Source organism: Streptomyces sp. NPDC086554, from assembly GCF_040686095.1.
Taxonomy (GTDB): domain Bacteria; phylum Actinomycetota; class Actinomycetes; order Streptomycetales; family Streptomycetaceae; genus Streptomyces.
Window position 1 is genome coordinate 141,777 of the sequence record NZ_JBFBJK010000012.1, and the last position, 18,767, is coordinate 160,543.

The following is an 18,767-nucleotide window of genomic DNA, read 5'->3' on the forward strand; positions in this document are numbered from 1 at the left end:
CTCGCTCCGGAGCCACCCACGGCCGACGCGCCCGAGCCAGAGCTGGCTCCCGAGCCAGATCCCAAGTCCGAGCCAGATCTCGAGCCCGCTCCCGAGTCCGAGCCAGATCCCGAGCCCGCTCCCGATCCACATTCCGGTCGCGCTTCCGGTCGCGCCCCCGGTCCTGCTACCGGCCCCGATCCAGGCATGGATCTCGCGCCGAACGCCCCTCACCCATCAGTCAGTCGGCGCGTCCCTGAGGAGGATCGAGAGGAGGCGGACAGCGCCGCGTTTGTGGAGGGGATCGTTGCCGTTGCCGCATTTGGGGGACTGGATGCAGGACGGGCAGCCGGCGTCGCACTCGCAGGAGGCGATGGCCTGCCGGGTGGCCGTCAGCCACTCGCGGGCCGTGTGGAACGCCCGCTCGGCGAAGCCCGCGCCGCCGGGATGGCCGTCGTACACGAAGACGGTCGGCAGGAGCGTGTCCGGGTGCAGCGGTACGGAGACACCGCCGATGTCCCAGCGATCGCACGTCGCGAAGAGCGGCAGCATGCCGATGGAGGCGTGCTCGGCGGCGTGCAGGGCGCCGCCGAGGATCTCCGGATTGATCCGGGCGGCGTCCAGTTGGTCCTCGGTGACCGTCCACCACACCGCCTTGGTGCGCAGGGTGCGGGGCGGCAGGTCCAGCTTGGTCTCGCCGAGGACTTCGCCGGTGATCAGCTTGCGGCGCAGGAAGGAGACGACCTGGTTGGTGACTTCGACGGAGCCGTGGCAGAGGCGGCCCTCGCCCCAGGGGATCTCGACGTCCGTCTCCAGGACGGCGATGGCGGTGGTGTCGCGGGCGGTCGTGGAGTAGGGCGGTTCGGCCTGCTCGACCAGGGCCACCGAGTCCTCCAGATCGAGGTGGCGCACGAGATACGTACGCCCTTGGTGGAGGTGGACCGCACCCTCGTGCACGGCGGTGTGCGCGGCGGAGGCGTCGACGGTGCCGAGCAGCCGGCCGGTGCCCTCCTCGACGATCTGGACGGGGCTGCCGCCCCCGCCCCGGATGTCGGTGAGGTCGGCGGCCCGCTCCCGGCGGGTCCAGTGCCAGGCCTTGGTGCGGCGGCGCAGCAGCTTCGCGGCCTCCAGCTGCGGGAGGAGTTCCGCGGCGGCCGGGCCGAAGAGGGTCAAGTCGTCGTCGGTGAGCGGGAGTTCCGCGGCCGCCGCGCAGAGGTGGGGCGCGAGGACGTACGGATTGTCGGGGTCGAGAACGGTGGACTCCACGGGCTGCTGGAACAGCGCCTCGGGGTGGTGGACGAGATACGTGTCCAGCGGGTCGTCGCGGGCGACGAGGACGGCGAGCGCGCCCTGCCCGGAGCGTCCGGCACGCCCTGCCTGCTGCCAGAGCGAGGCGCGGGTCCCGGGATAGCCGGCGATGACGACGGCGTCCAACCCCGATACGTCCACGCCGAGTTCGAGGGCGGTGGTGGCCGCGAGGCCGAGGAGTTCGCCGGAGTGCAGGGCGCGCTCCAGGGCCCGGCGCTCCTCGGGGAGATAGCCGCCGCGGTAGGCGGCGACGCGGCGGGCGAGGGAGCGGTCGACCTCGGCGAGGCGTTCCTGGGCGATGACCGAGATCAGTTCGGCGCCGCGCCGGGAGCGTACGAAGGCGACCGAGCGGACGCCCTGGACGGTGAGGTCGGTCAGCAGGTCGGCCGTCTCGGCGGTGGCGGTGCGGCGGACGGGTGCGCCCTTCTCGCCGTGGAGCTCGGTGAGCGGGGGTTCCCAGAGGGCGAAGACGAGATCGCCGCGGGGCGAGGCGTCGTCGGCGACCTCCTTCACGGGCAGTCCGGTGAGGCGCTCGGCGGCGACGGCAGGCTCGGCCGATGTGGCGGATGCGAGGAGGAAGACGGGGTCGGAGCCGTAGCGGGCACAGAGTCGGCGGAGGCGGCGCAGGACCTGGGCGACGTGCGAGCCGAAGACGCCGCGGTAGGTGTGGCACTCGTCGATCACGACATAGCGCAGGGCGCGGAGGAAGGCGGACCAGCGGGGGTGGGAGGGGAGTATCCCGCGGTGCAGCATGTCGGGGTTGGTCAGGACGTAGTTGGCGTACTGACGTACCCATTCGCGTTCTTCGACGGGGGTGTCGCCGTCGTAGACCGCGGGGCGGATCGCGTTGCCGAGGGGGGCCGCGAGTTCGCGGACGGCGCGGCGCTGGTCGGCGGCAAGGGCCTTGGTGGGGGCCAGATACAGGGCGGTCGAGCCGCGGCCGTTGGGGGCCTCGGAGCCGTCGAGCAGCGCCGAGAGGACGGGGGTGAGATAGGCCAGTGACTTTCCCGACGCGGTGCCGGTGGCGACGATGACCGACTCGCCGTCCAGGGCGTGCTCGGCGGCTTGTGCCTGGTGGGCCCAGGGGTGCTCGATGCCCGCGGCCTGGACGGCGGAGATGACCTCGGGACGGATGCGATCGGGCCAGACGGCATAGCGGGCCTCGCGCGGGGGCAAGTGCTCCGTATGAGTGACGCGCGAAGCACGGCTCGGTCCCGCGGTGAGCCGGTCCAGGACCGTCCGTGGAGACGTGCGTTCCGGGACGCCCGTGGAGGGTTCGCCGGGAGGGGAAAAGTTGGCCATCGGCACCGAGTCTGTCACTGGCGGGATGGACAATGGTCCTAAGGCGTCGTGCACGCCCGCCGGTAAGTGATTGAATGCCATCGCGGCTGGCGATCCGTCCTGGGGGCTCTGCCGAGGTGTCCCGAGGGATGACCGCTCGATAGCAAGGTGCTGGAGGATCCGTGGACCTGTCCCTGTCGACCCGTACCGTCGGCGATCGTACGGTCGTCGAGGTCGGTGGCGAAATCGATGTGTATACCGCGCCCAAGCTGCGCGAGCAGTTGGTCGAGTTGGTGAACGACGGCAGTTTCCATCTGGTCGTCGACATGGAGGGCGTGGACTTCCTCGACTCCACCGGACTCGGCGTGCTGGTCGGCGGCCTGAAGCGGGTGCGTGCCCATGAGGGCTCGCTGCGCCTGGTCTGCAACCAGGAGCGCATTCTCAAGATCTTCCGCATCACCGGCCTGACCAAGGTGTTCCCCATTCACACCTCGGTCGAGGAAGCGGTCGCGGCCACCGACTGAGTGTCGGAAGTCCCGGGCCGGCCGTCGGCCGGCCCCGGGGTGGCAGTACAAGCAGGGGACCGGGCCCTCGGCCCGGCCCTCTGACAGCACGCGTGTACGCCCGAGGGGGATTGCATGGCCACCGTTGAACTCCGCTTCAGCGCGCTGCCCGAGCACGTCAGGACCGCCCGCCTCGTGGCGGCGGCCGTCGCGCGCAGGGCCGGGGTGGACGAGGCGGTCCTCGACGAGGTCAGGCTCGCCGTCGGCGAGGCCTGCACACGCGCCGTCGGTCTCCATCAGAGCAACGGCGTCGAGGCGCCGGTGCGGGTCGCGCTGATCGAGGACGAGAAGCAGTTCTCCATCGAGGTCGGCGACGAAGCCCCCCGTTCGGCTCCCGGTGACCGGGTGCCCGGCTCAGGTGGCGGCGAATCCGACGAGCTCGAGGCCGAGGGTGAGGACGAGATGGGTCTCGCCGTCATCAGCGGGCTCGTGGACGACGTGGAGGTCACCGCGGGCGAGTCCGGCGGACTCATTCGGATGACCTGGCCCACGACTCCGGCGACCCTGCGCTGACGCCACGCGCGGCCGCTCGACCCCATGCGGGGCGCCATGGCCGCCTGCGTACGCACCACGCCCGCACGCGGTGATCGTTTCCCGCCAGATCGCGGTCTCAAGGTCTTGCTGCCGACCAGGCGAGCAGGGCCTTTCTTACTTTGATCATTTCTCCGGGCGATTGCCCCGGTCATTTGCCGAGGGCTTTGCGCTGAATGGCGTACCGGTCAAGTGACCCCCGTCAACGGTTTTGGGGCATTACCGCTTTCGAGGGCAATCCGTGGTCGCGATCATTTGCTGGGGAGCAATCTCGCGCCAATTCTGTTTGCGGCGCTCTGTTTTGATCAGGTTCCGCTCCCTACAATCCGTCCACATCTTGAGCTCAGCCCCAGCGTCAAGGAGGACGAATGGCGGGGCTTTCTACCCCTCATCAGTTTGACCACCCCTCAACCCTCGCAGCCGCCGTACTGACCGACGACAACCGCCTCATCGTGATGGTCATCGCGGCCGTCGCGATCGCGGCTCTCGCGGTCGCCTGGGTGCTCGTACGCCAGGTGCTCGCGGCCGACGAGGGCACCGACAGTATGAAGAAGATCGCGAAGGCGATCCAGGAGGGCGCCAATGCCTATCTGGGCCGGCAGTTGCGCACTCTCGGTGTATTCGCCGTCGTGGTGTTCTTCCTGCTCATGCTGCTGCCCGCGGACGACTGGAATCAGCGTGCCGGCCGATCGATCTTCTTCTTGATCGGTGCGGCGTTCTCGGCGACCACCGGCTATATCGGCATGTGGCTCGCCGTACGCAGCAATGTTCGTGTGGCGGCCGCCGCCCGAGAGGCCACTCCCGCGGAAGGTGAACCCGCAAAGGATCTCACCGCCGTATCGCACAAGGCCATGAAGATCGCTTTCCGCACGGGCGGCGTCGTCGGCATGTTCACGGTGGGGCTCGGTCTTCTGGGCGCCTCCTGTGTGGTGCTCGTCTACGCCGCCGACGCGCCGAAGGTCCTCGAAGGCTTCGGCCTCGGGGCGGCGCTGATCGCGATGTTCATGCGTGTCGGCGGCGGCATCTTCACCAAGGCCGCCGACGTCGGCGCCGACCTGGTCGGCAAGGTCGAGCAGGGCATTCCGGAGGACGACCCGAGGAATGCCGCGACCATCGCCGACAACGTGGGCGACAACGTCGGCGACTGTGCGGGCATGGCCGCCGACCTCTTCGAGTCGTACGCCGTGACCCTGGTCGCCGCGCTGATCCTCGGGAAGGTCGCGTTCGGTGACTCCGGACTCGCCTTCCCGCTGATCGTCCCGGCGATCGGTGTCGTGACAGCGATGATCGGGATCTTCGCGGTGGCGCCACGGCGCTCCGACCGCAGCGGCATGAGTGCCATCAACCGCGGGTTCTTCATCTCCGCGTTCATCTCGCTGGCGCTCGTCGCGGTGGCCGTCTTCGTCTATCTCCCGTCCACGTACGCGGAGCTCGACGGTGTCACGGACGCGGCGATCAAGGGCCATGACGGCGATCCGCGGATCCTCGCGGTCGTCGCCGTGGCCATCGGCATCGTCCTGGCCGCGCTGATCCAGCAGCTCACCGGGTACTTCACGGAGACCACCCGGCGTCCGGTGAAGGACATCGGCAAGACCTCGCTCACCGGTCCTGCCACCGTCGTCCTGGCCGGCATCTCGATCGGCCTCGAATCGGCCGTCTACACCGCGCTGTTGATCGGGCTCGGTGTGTACGGGGCGTTCCTGCTCGGCGGTACGTCGATCATGCTCGCCCTCTTCGCGGTGGCACTCGCGGGTACCGGGCTGCTGACCACCGTCGGTGTCATCGTCGCCATGGACACCTTCGGGCCCGTCTCCGACAACGCGCAGGGCATCGCCGAGATGTCCGGTGACGTCGAGGGCGCGGGCGCGCAGGTGCTCACCGACCTGGACGCCGTCGGCAACACCACGAAGGCCATCACCAAGGGCATCGCCATCGCCACGGCCGTTCTCGCGGCCGCGGCGCTCTTCGGCTCGTACCGCGACGCCATCGCGGAATCGGCCAAGGACGTCGGCGAGAAACTCGGCGACGGCGCTCCGATGAACCTGGTGATGGACATCTCGCAGCCCAACAACCTGGTGGGCCTGATCCTGGGCGCCGCGGTCGTCTTCCTCTTCTCGGGGCTCGCGATCAACGCGGTGTCGCGGTCGGCCGGAGCGGTGGTCTACGAGGTGCGGCGGCAGTTCCGCGAGCACCCCGGGATCATGGATTACTCCGAGGAACCGGAGTACGGGCGGGTCGTCGACATCTGCACCAAGGACGCGCTGCGTGAGCTGGCCACACCGGGTCTGCTCGCCGTGCTGACGCCGATCGCGGTCGGCTTCTCGCTCGGTGTCGGCGCGCTCGGCTCGTTCCTGGCCGGCGCGATCGGCACGGGCACGCTGATGGCGGTCTTCCTCGCCAACTCCGGCGGCGCGTGGGACAACGCGAAGAAGCTCGTCGAGGACGGTCACCACGGCGGCAAGGGCAGCGAGGCCCATGCCGCGACGGTGATCGGTGACACCGTCGGTGACCCGTTCAAGGACACCGCGGGTCCGGCGATCAACCCCTTGCTGAAGGTGATGAATCTGGTGGCGCTGCTCATCGCGCCCGCGGTCGTCCAGTTCAGTTACGGGGACGACGCCAGCGCCGGGTTGCGGGCACTGATCGCGGTGCTCGCCATCCTGGTCATCATTGGCGCGGTGTACATCTCCAAGCGCCGCGGCATTGCCGTGGGCGACGAGGACGGAGGCGAGGAGCGGGTGGCGAATTCGGCCGACCCCGCCGTGGTTTCGTAACACCGGGTCAGACTCTGCCCAACACGCGGGCGGACGGCGCGTTTTGACGCGGCGTCCGCCCGTTGTGTGTGTGGTGAGCCTTCTCTCGCGCTGTCCGTGTGGTGCAAATGGCTTTAATAGGGGTCGTACCGGACCCCCGGCATGCGATTGTCGCCCAGTTGGCGTGTAAGTTCCGGGGCCGAGAGCCATGGAAGGGACCAATCCGGTGAACAAGAAGCTTGCTGCCGCACTGTCCGGCGGTGCGGTACTGGTACTGGCGCTGTCGGGCTGCAGCGACGACGGGAACGAGAAGCTGGACGCCTGGGCCAAGGACGTCTGCGACTCGGTGCAGCCGCAGTCGAAGAAGATCGCTGATGCCAATGCCGCGATCCAGAAGGAGACCTCGGACAACAGCTCGCCGGAGGACGTCCAGAAGACCGACTCCAAGGCGTTCCAGGACATGTCCGACGCCTACAAGGCGATGGGCGCCGCGGTGAAGAACGCGGGTGCCCCGCCGGTCGACGGGGGCCAGAAGAAGACCGATGACGCGGTCAAGGAACTGAACGCGATCTCCAAGTCGTACGGCGACCTGAAGAAGAAGGTCGACGGGCTCGACACCAAGAACCAGGCGGACTTCGCCGATGGGCTCAAGGGTGTCGCGGGCGAGCTGGACAAGTTGAGCAAGAGCGGGAACGAGGCGTTGGAGAAGCTGCAGGAGGGTGAGGTGGGGAAGGCGATGAGCAAGCAGGACAGCTGTAAGTCCGCTTCCGCTACGCCTTCCGCGTCCTAGGGTTGCCCCCTTTTGCTGTGCTGCCCCGGAGCTGGGGGACTCCCCCCGGCTCCGGGGCAGCGTTGCGTTCAGCGGCGCCCGGCGGCTGTGGGCACAGCCAAGGCGGCCGACTGCGCACAGCGGGGACAGGCGGATGCGGGTCACAATGAGGGGGTGAGTATCGCTAGCGCCCCCCTGCCCTCGTCCGATCGTCTTGATGTTGCCGCTCAGCTGCGGGAAGCCCTGCTGGCGGTCGACTTCACCGCTGATGGGCTGCTCGATCTCCTTGGGGCGCCCGCCTATGCCGCGCTCGCGCGCAGTGAGACCGTGCCCGCGCTGCGGGCCACGCGTGGCGACGGGGCGCTGGAGACGCTCGTACGGCTCTTCCTGTTGCAGCGGACCGTGCCGCACGCGCGCGTGGCGGCAGTTCTGCCCGTCGACGCACTCCTGGAGAGCGGTTGGCTGGCCGAGGCGGACGGTGGCCTCGCGGCGACCGTGGACGTGCGGCCCTACGGTGGTCCTGACGGCGAGGACTGGTTCATCGTCTCGGACCTCGGGTGCGCGGTCGGCGGGGCCGGCGGCATCGGCAGCCATGACGAGGGCGTCGTGCTCGGGGTCGGCGGTGCGTCCACCACGCTCGCGGGGCTCACCGTGCGTACGCCGGTGGAGAGCGCGCTCGACCTCGGCACCGGCTCCGGGATCCAGGCGCTGCACGCCGCTCAGCACGCGACGCGGGTGACCGCGACCGACCTCAACCCCCGGGCGCTGCACATCACCCGGCTCACCCTCGCACTGTCCGGCGCCCCCGTCGCCACCGTGCTCGAGGGCTCGCTCTTCGAACCGGTGGGCGAGGAGACGTACGACCTCATCGTGTCCAATCCGCCCTTCGTGATCTCGCCCGGGGCGCGGCTCACCTACCGCGACGGCGGGATGAGCGGGGACGATCTGTGCCGGTCGCTCGTTCAGCAGGCGGGGGCAAGACTGAACGAAGGGGGGTACGCGCACTTCCTGGCCAACTGGCAGCACGTGGACGGCGAGGAGTGGACCGAGCGGCTCCGCTCCTGGGTGCCGCGCGGCTGCGACGCGTGGATCGTGCAGCGCGAGGTGCAGGACATCACGCAGTACACGGAGCTGTGGCTGAGGGACGCGGGGGATCACCGGGCGGATCCGGAGGAGTACGCCGCGCGGTACGACGCTTGGCTCGACGAGTTCGACGCACGTAAGACGCGCGCCGTCGGGTTCGGCTGGATCACCCTGCGCAAGGCTGCTGCCGGATTGGGCGCCGCCGAGCCGTCGGTGACGGTGGAGGAGTGGCCGCACCCCGTCGAGCAGCCGCTCGGCGAGACGGTGCGGGCGCACTTCGCGCGCCAGGACTTCCTGCGGGCGCACGACGACGCCGCGCTGCTCGCCGGGCACTTCAAGCTCGCCGACGAGGTCGTGCAGGAGCAGGTCGGCCTTCCGGGCGCCGAGGACCCGGAGCATGTCGTGCTGCGCCAGCACCGCGGGATGCGACGCGCCACCAAGGTGGACACGGTGGGGGCGGGCTTCGCCGGGGTGTGCGACGGGTCGCTGAGCGCCGGGCGGATCCTCGACGCCATCGCCCAACTGGTCGGGGAGGACCCCGTATTGCTGCGGGATCGCACGCCCGCGCAGATCCGGCTGCTCGTGGAGCAGGGCTTCCTGGAGCCGGTCGGGGCGTAGGGCGTAGCACGCACGCCGCGCGTCCAGACGCGTAGCCGCGCGCGGGTGATGCCGGTACGGCAGGTCCCGTACGCGACCGCGCCCGCACTGGGCCATCGGGTCGGTTTGCGCGCCGAAGAGCGCCGGAAAACAGGACCGCATCGGGTCGGTGCGGGTGCCGGAGGGCGGGGCGCCGCACAGTGGTCCACAAGAAGGTGCGTACGGCGCGAACAGGTTCCGTGGCGACGAGTTCCGGTCGAGTTGGGCGCTGTCGGGTCTGCCGTCGGGTCTGCCGTCGGTCCCGAAGGCGCGTGCGGAGCGGTGTGCGCCGTGCGGTGACGCGCGCCGGGCGCCCGCCGTTCACCCGGGGTTCGCGCCCCGGCTTCCCGGGCGTGCCAGTTTCCCAAGCCGGGAAGTCGGTACGGGGAGGAAATGCCATGGAGAGTGGGCCAGCGATCTTCGCGGGCACGGTGTTCGCGCTGTTCGGAGCCGGGCTGCTGCTCTGGACCGGGGCACGCGTGGCACACCGCGCACCCGTCGCCCAGGGTGTGAACCCTGTCGCATCGGCGACGCTCGCCGCGATCGCCGGAGCGGGCGCACTGGTGCTCGGAGTGTGGTGCTTCACCCGGCTGTGAGTGGGATGCCTCACCTGGCTGCGACGGCACGGCGGCGGTGGCCGCGGGGACGATGTCGGCGGATATGCGGCGGGGCCGGGCCGTAGGCCCGCCGCCGGTGGTCGAACGGCAGGTCGCCACTCCGGGCGGCAGGAATGGCGGTACTCGGGTTACCGTTCGAGTGGCCGTTGCGGGCTTTTCCCGTTTGACACGGGGGCGGGATGTACCGTCACACTCCGCAGCGACGGCGCAACTCAAGCGCATCGAGCGAGGCCACCTAGTGCGGCCACCGAGTACTAGTACGGCCACCGAGTACCGACCGGAGAGAAGAGCGAAGTTGTCCCCGACCAGCGAGACCGCAAAGGGCGGCCGCCGACTCGTCATCGTCGAGTCGCCTGCCAAGGCGAAGACGATCAAGGGTTACCTCGGCCCCGGCTACGTAGTCGAGGCGAGCGTCGGGCACATCCGCGACCTCCCCAGCGGCGCCGCGGAGGTGCCCGAGAAGTACACCGGCGAGGTGCGCCGCCTCGGCGTGGACGTCGAGCATGACTTCCAGCCGATCTATGTCGTCAACGCCGACAAGAAGGCGCAGGTCAAGAAGCTCAAGGACCTGCTGAAGGACTCCGACGAACTCTTCCTCGCCACCGATGAGGACCGCGAGGGCGAAGCCATCGCGTGGCACCTCCTCGAGGTCCTGAAGCCCAAGGTCCCGGTCAAGCGCATGGTGTTCCACGAGATCACCAAGGCCGCGATCCAGGGCGCCGTCGCCAACCCGCGCGAGCTCAACAAGCGCATGGTCGACGCCCAGGAGACGCGCCGCATCCTCGACCGTCTCTACGGCTACGAGGTCTCGCCGGTCCTGTGGAAGAAGGTCATGCCGCGCCTGTCGGCGGGCCGCGTCCAGTCCGTGGCGACCCGCCTCGTCGTCGAGCGTGAGCGTGAGCGCATCGCCTTCCGCTCCGCCGAGTACTGGGACCTGACGGGCACCTTCGGTACGGGCCGCGCCGGTGACGCGTCTGACCCCTCGCAGCTCGTCGCGCGCCTCACCACGGTCGACGGCAAGCGCATCGCGCAGGGCCGCGACTTCAACTCGGTCGGGCAGCTCAAGTCCGACACCCTGCACCTGGACGAGACGAACGCCCGCGCGCTCGCCGCGGCCCTGGAGAACACCCGGTTCTCGGTCCGCTCCGTCGAGTCCAAGCCCTACCGCCGCTCTCCGTACGCCCCGTTCCGTACGACGACGATGCAGCAGGAGGCCTCGCGCAAGCTCGGCTTCGGCGCGAAGGCGACCATGCAGGTGGCCCAGAAGCTGTACGAGAACGGCTTCATCACCTACATGCGTACGGACTCCACGACGCTGTCCGACACGGCGATCGGCGCCGCTCGCGCGCAGGTCACGCAGCTGTACGGCAGCGACTACCTGCCGGACAAGCCCCGCACGTACGCCGGGAAGGTCAAGAACGCGCAGGAGGCGCACGAGGCGATCCGCCCCTCGGGTGATCGTTTCCGCACGCCCGCCGAGACCGGCCTGACCGGCGACCAGTTCCGGCTCTACGAGCTGATCTGGAAGCGGACCGTCGCCTCCCAGATGAAGGACGCGACCGGAAACTCGGTCACGGTGAAGATCGGCGGCACCGCCTCCGACGGCCGCGACGCCGAGTTCAGCGCGTCCGGCAAGACCATCACTTTCCACGGCTTCCTCAAGGCGTACGTCGAGGGCGCCGACGACCCGAACGCGGAGCTCGACGACCGCGAGCGCAGGCTTCCGCAGGTCAGCGAGGGCGACGCGCTCTCCGCCGAGGAGATCTCGGTCGACGGCCACGCGACCAAGCCCCCGGCCCGCTACACCGAGGCCTCGCTGGTCAAGGAGCTCGAAGAGCGTGAGATCGGCCGCCCGTCGACGTACGCGTCGATCATCGGCACCATCCTCGACCGCGGATACGTCTTCAAGAAGGGGACGGCCCTCGTGCCCTCCTTCCTGAGCTTCGCCGTGGTCAACCTCCTGGAGAAGCACTTCGGGCGGCTCGTCGACTACGACTTCACCGCACGCATGGAGGACGACCTCGACCGCATCGCGCGGGGCGAGGCGCAGGCCGTGCCGTGGCTGAAGCGGTTCTACTTCGGCGAGGGCGACGACGCGGGGGCCGCCTCGAGCGCCGGCAACGGCGACGGCGACCACCTCGGCGGGCTCAAGGAGCTGGTGACCGACCTGGGCGCGATCGACGCTAGGGAGATCTCCTCCTTCCCCGTCGGCGAGGGCATCGTGCTGCGGGTCGGCCGCTACGGCCCGTACATCGAGCGGGGCGAGAAGGACGCGGAGGGCCACCAGCGCGCCGACGTACCCGACGATCTGCCGCCGGACGAGCTGACGGTCGAGTACGCCGAGGAGCTGCTCGCCAAGCCGAGCGGTGACTTCGCGCTCGGCACCGACCCCGCGTCGGGCCACGAGATCGTCGCCAAGGACGGGCGTTACGGCCCGTACGTCACCGAGGTGCTGCCCGAGGGCACTCCGAAGACCGGCAAGAACGCGGTCAAGCCGCGGACGGCCTCGCTCTTCAAGTCGATGTCGCTCGACACGGTGACTCTTGAGGACGCGCTGAAGCTGATGTCCCTGCCCCGTGTGGTGGGTGCCGACGCCGAGGGTGTCGAGATCACCGCGCAGAACGGGCGCTACGGGCCGTACCTGAAGAAGGGCACGGACTCGCGGTCCCTGGAGGCCGAGGAGCAGCTCTTCAGCATCACGTTGGAAGAGGCGCTCGCGATCTACGCGCAGCCCAAGCAGCGGGGGCGGGCCGCGGCCAAGCCGCCGCTGAAGGAGCTCGGCGAGGACCCGGTCAGCGGGAAGCCGGTCGTCGTCAAGGACGGGCGCTTCGGGGCGTACGTCACTGATGGCGAGACGAATGCGACCCTGCGGGCCGCGGATTCCGTCGAGGACATCACTCCGGAGCGGGGCTACGAGCTCCTCGCGGAGAAGCGGGCGAAGGGGCCGGCCAAGAAGACCGCCAAGAAGGCGGCGAAGAAGGCTCCGGCCAAGAAGACGGCTGCCAAGAAGACGGCTGCCAAGAAGACCGCCGCCAAGAAGACGACGGCCGCGAAGAAGACCACTACGAAGAAGGTCGCCGCGAAGAAGACCGCGGCGTCCGAGGCCGAGTAGAGGTCGCGTCGTACGGCGGTGTGAATCTGTGAATCTGTGAATCGAAGGGGCGTCCGTTTGTTCGGGCGCCCCTTCGAGGTGTCACACGGTGCGGATAGGCTGGACGGATGACGCGTGCCGAGCAGCCAACGGCCGGAAACCCGGCCCCCGACGACGCCCTGGTCGCAGATTCCCGAGAGCGTGCCGTCCGCGCCCTGCTGCGCGTACCGCAGCTGAAGCGGCTGTGGAGCGCACAGCTCGTCGGCGGTGTCGGCGACGCGCTCGCGCTCCTCGTCCTGGTGGTCCTCGCCCTGCAGGCGGCGATCTCCGAGGCGGCCTTCGGGGGCGGGTACCGAGGGGTCGCGTTCGCCGTAACCGCTGTCTTCGGGGCACGCGTTCTCGCAACGCTGCTCTTCGGAGCGGTGCTTCTCGGGCCGCTGAGCTCGCTCACCTCACCCGACGGGCCGCTGGACCGGCGCTGGACGATGGTCGTGGCGGACGGTCTGCGGGCCGCGCTGCTGATCATCGCGCCGCTGTGGATCGACTGGACTGCGGAGAACGCGCTCGCGGTGCTGCTCGTCACCGCCTTCGTGATCGGCGTCGCCGAGCGCTTCTGGACGGTGTGCCGGGAGAGCGCGGCGCCCGCGCTGCTGCCCGCGCCGCCGCTTGAGGGCGCGACGGTACGGCCGCTGCCGGACCACATGGACGCGCTGCGGCGCCTGTCGCTGCGCACGGGATTCGTGGCGCTGCCCGTCGCGGCCGCCGTGCTCGTCGCCGTCACCCTGATCGGCAACCTGCTGGGTACCGGTCTCGAATGGTTCGAGGTGCACCAGGCGGGGCTCGCCTCGTTCGTCGCCGCCGGGCTCTTCGCGGCCTCGCTGTCGATCGTCTACTTCCTCGAACTTCCCGCCACGCAGACGCCACGCGCGCGTAGCCCCCTCGAAGGGCTCCGCAGGCCCCGCACCGGCGCCGGCACCGACAAGGGCCGCACCGGCGCGATCCCGCTGCTGGTCGCCGCCTGCGCCGCGATCGCCGGGGCCGTCGCGGCCGCCGTGGCGGTCGCCGTGCTGCACGCGAAGGACCTGGAGGGCGGGCCCGTCACGTACGGCCTGATCGTCCTCGCGCTGACCGGCGGCACCGCCGTCGGCATCCGTACGGCACCCTCCGTGCTGCCCGCGCTCTCGCGCCGCCGGCTGCTCGCGCTCGCCATCGCCGTCACCGGCGTCGCCCTGCTCGCCGCGGGCCTCGTGCCCGACGTGACGACCGTGCTGCTGCTCCTCGCGCTCACCGGGGTGGCCGCCGGCATCGCCGCGAACACCGGGCACGCGCTGCTCGACCAGGAGGTCGAGGACTACCGGCGGGCCCGCACGACCGAGCATCTCCAGGCGGTCGTACGTCTCTTCGTGGCGCTCGGCGCCCTTGTGGCCCCCGTGGTCGCCGCCGCGATCGGCCCGCACCGCTTCGTCAACGGCAAGTTTGTCTTCGATCACGGAGGCGCCGCCTTCACGCTGATGCTGGTGGGCGCGCTGCTCCTGCCGGTGGCCGCGCTGGTGCTTGCCAAGGTCGACGACCGGCAGGGCGTACCGCTGCGGCACGACCTCAGGGACGCGCTGCGCGGCGGCGACGACCCGCTGCAGGCGCCCGCCGCCACGGGCTTCTTCATCGCCCTGGAGGGCGGCGACGGCGCGGGCAAGTCCACGCAGGCCGAGGCGCTCGCCGAGTGGATCCGGGCCAAGGGCCACGAGGTCGTGGTGACGCGTGAGCCGGGGGCGACGCCCGTCGGCAAGCGGCTGCGGTCGATCCTCCTGGACGTGTCTTCGGCCGGTCTTTCGCACCGGGCCGAGGCGCTGCTGTACGCGGCCGACCGTGCCGAGCACGTGGACACCGTCGTACGGCCCGCCCTGGAGCGCGGCGCCGTGGTCATCTCCGACCGGTACATCGACTCGTCCGTCGCCTACCAGGGCGCGGGCCGTGACCTGTCGCCGACCGAGGTCGCCCGGATCAACCGGTGGGCCACGGGCGGTCTCGTACCGCATCTGACGTGCCTGCTCGACGTGTCCCCCGAGGCCGCCCGCGAGCGGTTCACGGAGGCGCCCGACCGGCTCGAGTCGGAGCCCGCCGAGTTCCACGCGCGCGTGCGGTCCGGTTTCCTGACGCTCGCCGCTGCCGACCCGGGGCGCTACCTGGTGGTCGACGCCGCGCAGGAGCCGGAGGCTGTCACCACCGTGATCCGGCACCGGCTCGACCTCGTCCTTCCGCTCTCCGAGGCCGAGGTGAAGGCGCAGGAGGAGGCCCGCAAGGCCGCCGAGGAAGAGGCGCGCCGCAGGGCCGAGGAAGAGGCCGCGCGGAAGGCCGAGGAGGAGCGGGTCGAGCGCGAGCGCCAGGAGCAGATCGCCAAGCTCCGTGCCGAGGAGGAGGAGCGGGCGCGCCGCGAGCTCGAGGAGGCGCAGCGCCTGGAGGCCGAACGGCAGGCGGAGGAGGCCAGGCAGCGCGCCGAGGAGGCGAAGCGCCGGGCCGAGGAGGAGCAGGCGCGGCTGCTCGCCGAGGAGAAGGTGCGCGCGGCCGAGGAGGCGCGGCGCCGCCGGGAGGCAGAGGAAGAGGCGCGGCTTCGGGCCGAGGCGGATGCGCGGCGGATCGAGAAGCAGCGCAAGGCCGAGGAGGCGTTGCTGCGGGCCGAGGAAGCGCGGCGGCTGGCTGCGGCACAGGCCGAGGCGGCGGCTGCGCGGACGGCGGCGGCTTCTGCGGCTGCGGCTCCTGCACCTGCTGATTCCACGCCGGACAACGAGACGACTGTGCCCACGCCTGTCGTGACTCCGCAGACATCGGGGGAGAACACCGAGGTTCTGCCGCAGCCGCCGGTTCCCTCGGGGGCCGCGGACGAGACGGCTGTGCTGCCGCCCGTCCGGGAGGACAAGGTGCCGCCGGGGTACTTCCGGGACGAGCGTCCCGCGCCTGCGCCTGGCGGCGGGAACGACCGGACCCGTGAGCTGCCCCAGGTCGACGAGCAGGGTGCGCCTCGCCAGCGGCCGCGCTCCGACTGGGCGGAGGAGACTCCGCTGGACGATCTGCCGTCCTTGGCGGACGAGTTGCTGGGTTCGCGGGACGACGAGGACGACCGGGGCCGGAACGGGCGCTGAGCGCTGCGGTGCCGGTGCCCGCACCGCGAGCGGCGGGCGTTGTCAGTGGGCTGCCCCACAATGAAACCGGCAGCGAAAAGTGCAAGGCAGAGGCGGTGACCCATGGCCGTATGGGATGACCTGGTGGGCCAGGAGCGGGTGAGTGAGCAGCTGGGGGCTGCCGCTCGGGACGCCGACGCCCTCGTCACCGCCGTGGCCACGGGCACCGCGCCCCCCGAGGCGTCGAAGATGACGCACGCCTGGCTCTTCACCGGGCCGCCCGGCTCCGGGCGGTCCACCGCCGCCCGTGCCTTCGCCGCCGCGCTGCAGTGCACGAGCCCGGACCGCGCGCTGGGCGGCGTACCCGGCTGCGGGTTCTGCGACGGGTGTCATACGAGCCTGGTCGGTACGCACGCCGACGTGGAAGTGGTGCGTACGGACCTGCTGTCCATCGGCGTGAAGGAGACCCGCGACCTCGTGCGGCGGGCCCAGCTCTCGCCCGCCGTCGGCCGCTGGCAGGTCATCGTCCTGGAGGACGCCGACCGCCTCACCGAAGGCGCGGGCAACGTCCTCCTGAAGGCCGTCGAGGAGCCCGCGCCCCGCACCGTGTGGCTGCTCTGCGCGCCCTCGCTGGAGGACGTGCTGCCCACGATCCGCTCCCGCTGCCGGCACCTGACGCTGCGTACGCCGTCTGTCGACGCCGTCGCCGATGTTCTCGTACGACGTGACGGCATCGAGCCGGATGTCGCAGCGGCCGCCGCCCGGGCCACGCAGGGGCACATCGGCCGCGCCCGGCGCCTTGCGACCGACCCGCGGGCGCGCGAGCGCCGGGCCGCCGTGCTCAAGATGCCGCTTCGGGTCGAGGAGATCGGCGGCTGCCTCAAGGCCGCGCAGGAGCTGATCGACACGGCGGGAGAGGACGCGAAGCAGCTCGCCGAAGAGGTCGACGTGAAGGAGACGGACGACCTGAAGGCGGCGCTCGGCGCGGAGAAGGGCGGCCGGATGCCGCGCGGCACGGCGGGCGTGATGAAGGACCTGGAGGACAGGCAGAAGCGCCGCAGGACCCGCACCCAGCGCGACAGCCTCGACCTCGCCCTGATCGACCTGACCGGTGTCTACAGAGACGTGCTGACACTCCAGCTCGGCTCCCGCGTGGCCCTCGCCAACACGGAGGTGCAGGACATGCTGGAGCGCATGGCGCGCGGCACATCGCCCGAGTCCACGCTCCGCCGCATCGAGGCGATCAGCGCCTGCCGCACCGCCCTGGACCGCAACGTGGCCCCGTTGCTGGCGGTCGAGGCGATGACGGTGGCGCTGCGCGCGGGCTGACCAGCGCTCTCCGGAGGGGCGAACGGGACATTCCGGCCCGGAGGTTGACCGAGTCACCCGTACGAGCACTGAGGGCGACCGAGTGATCGCGGACGGTTAGTCTCGCCTGATGCGCATCAGAGGACTCCGTACCCCCGCCACCGTGTTCCTGGCCGCCGGACTGCTCATCTCCGGCTGCTCGGCCGGGAGCTCGACGGCGGACGCGTCCATGGCCGCGCTGCCCCGCGCGACTCCGGAAGGGCTCGCGCCCTACTACGGGCAGAAGCTGAAATGGCGCGAGTGCGGCGTCCCGGGCTTCGAGTGCTCCACGATGAAAGCGCCGCTGGACTACGACAAGCCGGGCGGCGACGAGATCAAGCTCGCCGTGGCCCGCAAGAAGGCCACGGGCCCCGGCAAGCGCCTGGGCTCGCTCCAGGTCAACCCGGGCGGTCCCGGCGGCTCGGCGATCGGCTATCTCCAGTCGTACGCGGCGCTCGGTTACCCCGAAGAGGTCCGCGCCCGCTACGACATGGTCGCGGTCGACCCGCGCGGCGTGGCCCGCAGCGAGCCCGTCACCTGCCTCGACGGCAAGCAGATGGACACGTACACGCAGACGGACATCACCCCCGACGACGCGGGCGAGACGGATGAACTCACCTCGTCCTTCAAGGAGTTCGCGGACGGCTGCGAGAAGAAGTCCGCCGAGATGCTGCCGCACGTCTCCACGATCGAGGCCGCCCGCGACATGGACCTCCTGCGGGAGGTGCTCGGCGACGAGAAGCTGACGTATGTGGGCGCCTCGTACGGCACATTCCTGGGGGCGACATACGCCGGGCTCTACCCCGACCGCGTCGGCCGCCTGGTCCTGGACGGGGCGATGGACCCGTCCCTGCCCGCGCGCCGGATGAACCGCGACCAGACGGCGGGCTTCGAGACGGCGTTCCAGTCGTTCGCCGAGGCCTGCGTGCGGCGGGCGGACTGCCCGCTGGGCACGGAGAGCCCGCAGGACGCGGGCAAGCGCCTGAAGTCCTTCTTCGACGACCTGGACGGCAAGCCGATCCCCGCCGGCGACCCCGACGGCCGCAAGCTCGGCGAGGCGCTGGCCACGACGGGCGTGATCGCCGCGATGTACGACGAGGCGGCCTGGCCCCAGCTGCGCACGGCGCTGGGCACGGCGATGAAGGACAAGGACGGCGCGGGCCTCCTCTCGCTCTCGGACAGCTACTACGAGCGTGACGGCGACGGAACGTACGCGAACCTCATGTTCGCCAACGCGGCCGTGAACTGCCTGGACCTCCCCCCGGCCTTCAAGTCCCCCGAAGCCGTGAAGAAGGCCCTCCCCGACTTCGAGAAGGCATCGCCGGTCTTTGGCGAGGGCCTCGCCTGGGCCTCGCTGAACTGCGCGTACTGGCCGGTGAAGGCCACGGGTGAGCCGCACCGCATCGAGGCGAAGGGCGCCGCCCCGATCGTGGTGGCCGGCACGACGCGCGACCCCGCCACCCCCTACCACTGGGCCGAGTCCCTGGCCGCCCAGCTCTCATCCGGCAAGCTCCTCACCTACGAGGGCGACGGCCACACGGCGTACGGCCGAGGCAGCGACTGCATCGACTCGACGATCAACGCCTACCTCCTGGAGGGCACCGCCCCGAAGGACGGAAAGCGCTGCTCATAGCGGTGCCGGGGGCCCTCAGGGGGCTCTCGCGGGGGGTGTACGGAGCACCCCCGGAAACTG

The 18,767-nt window shown here is 70.7% G+C and carries 11 protein-coding genes; 10 read left to right on the plus strand and 1 reads right to left on the minus strand.

The window, feature by feature from the left end; genetic code table 11:
• Positions 1 to 216: 216 nt before the first annotated feature.
• A complete protein-coding gene (locus AB0O76_RS21545) occupies positions 217 to 2,670 on the minus strand; it encodes a DEAD/DEAH box helicase (RefSeq protein WP_365493492.1) in 2,454 nt (817 codons plus the stop codon).
• An 80-nt stretch (positions 2,671 to 2,750) separates the two neighbouring features.
• Between AB0O76_RS21545 and bldG the strand changes: the two genes are divergently transcribed.
• From bldG to AB0O76_RS21595, 10 genes are all read left to right on the plus strand, one after another.
• The gene (gene bldG, locus AB0O76_RS21550; RefSeq protein ID WP_003975386.1) at positions 2,751 to 3,092 is read left to right on the plus strand and encodes an anti-sigma factor antagonist BldG; all 342 of its coding nucleotides are present in this window, start codon (positions 2,751 to 2,753) and stop codon (positions 3,090 to 3,092) included.
• Between the two features lie 114 nt (positions 3,093 to 3,206).
• Entirely contained in the window at positions 3,207 to 3,644 is a 438-nt protein-coding gene (locus tag AB0O76_RS21555) for an ATP-binding protein (RefSeq protein WP_365493495.1), read from the plus strand.
• Positions 3,645 to 4,030: 386 nt separating this feature from the next.
• Positions 4,031 to 6,436 (plus strand): sodium-translocating pyrophosphatase, encoded by a 2,406-nt coding sequence (locus AB0O76_RS21560; protein ID WP_365493498.1) that lies wholly within the window; start codon positions 4,031 to 4,033, stop codon positions 6,434 to 6,436.
• A 187-nt stretch (positions 6,437 to 6,623) separates the two neighbouring features.
• Positions 6,624 to 7,205 carry a small secreted protein gene (locus AB0O76_RS21565; protein ID WP_365493500.1) on the plus strand — a complete coding sequence of 194 codons (582 nt, stop codon included), beginning with the start codon at positions 6,624 to 6,626 and terminating at the stop codon, positions 7,203 to 7,205.
• A 153-nt stretch (positions 7,206 to 7,358) separates the two neighbouring features.
• The gene (locus AB0O76_RS21570; RefSeq protein WP_365493503.1) at positions 7,359 to 8,885 is read left to right on the plus strand and encodes a class I SAM-dependent methyltransferase; all 1,527 of its coding nucleotides are present in this window, start codon (positions 7,359 to 7,361) and stop codon (positions 8,883 to 8,885) included.
• Positions 8,886 to 9,301: 416 nt separating this feature from the next.
• On the plus strand, positions 9,302 to 9,499 hold the full coding sequence (locus tag AB0O76_RS21575; RefSeq protein WP_365493506.1) for a hypothetical protein: 198 nt from the start codon (positions 9,302 to 9,304) through the stop codon (positions 9,497 to 9,499).
• Between the two features lie 316 nt (positions 9,500 to 9,815).
• Entirely contained in the window at positions 9,816 to 12,632 is a 2,817-nt protein-coding gene (gene topA / locus AB0O76_RS21580) for a type I DNA topoisomerase (RefSeq protein WP_365493509.1), read from the plus strand.
• 107 nt (positions 12,633 to 12,739) lie between these two features.
• Positions 12,740 to 15,748, plus strand: a complete 3,009-nt coding sequence (gene tmk / locus AB0O76_RS21585) for a dTMP kinase (RefSeq protein WP_365493512.1) — start codon at positions 12,740 to 12,742, stop codon at positions 15,746 to 15,748.
• A 102-nt stretch (positions 15,749 to 15,850) separates the two neighbouring features.
• Positions 15,851 to 17,056 carry a DNA polymerase III subunit delta' gene (locus AB0O76_RS21590; RefSeq protein WP_365493515.1) on the plus strand — a complete coding sequence of 402 codons (1,206 nt, stop codon included), beginning with the start codon at positions 15,851 to 15,853 and terminating at the stop codon, positions 17,054 to 17,056.
• A gap of 109 nt (positions 17,057 to 17,165) precedes the next feature.
• A complete protein-coding gene (locus AB0O76_RS21595) occupies positions 17,166 to 18,707 on the plus strand; it encodes an alpha/beta hydrolase (protein ID WP_365493518.1) in 1,542 nt (513 codons plus the stop codon).
• Positions 18,708 to 18,767: the final 60 nt, after the last annotated feature.

Excerpts from the sequence above, each read along its gene's own strand:
- AB0O76_RS21545 (WP_365493492.1), bottom strand. The coding sequence starts at position 2,670 with ATGGCATTCAATCACTTACCGGCGGGCGTGCACGACGCCTTAGGACCA.
- AB0O76_RS21555 (WP_365493495.1), top strand. The coding sequence starts at position 3,207 with ATGGCCACCGTTGAACTCCGCTTCAGCGCGCTGCCCGAGCACGTCAGG.
- AB0O76_RS21560 (WP_365493498.1), top strand. The coding sequence starts at position 4,031 with ATGGCGGGGCTTTCTACCCCTCATCAGTTTGACCACCCCTCAACCCTC.
- AB0O76_RS21565 (WP_365493500.1), top strand. The coding sequence starts at position 6,624 with ATGGAAGGGACCAATCCGGTGAACAAGAAGCTTGCTGCCGCACTGTCC.
- AB0O76_RS21575 (WP_365493506.1), top strand. The coding sequence starts at position 9,302 with ATGGAGAGTGGGCCAGCGATCTTCGCGGGCACGGTGTTCGCGCTGTTC.
- tmk (WP_365493512.1), top strand. The coding sequence starts at position 12,740 with ATGACGCGTGCCGAGCAGCCAACGGCCGGAAACCCGGCCCCCGACGAC.
- AB0O76_RS21590 (WP_365493515.1), top strand. The coding sequence starts at position 15,851 with ATGGCCGTATGGGATGACCTGGTGGGCCAGGAGCGGGTGAGTGAGCAG.
- AB0O76_RS21595 (WP_365493518.1), top strand. The coding sequence starts at position 17,166 with ATGCGCATCAGAGGACTCCGTACCCCCGCCACCGTGTTCCTGGCCGCC.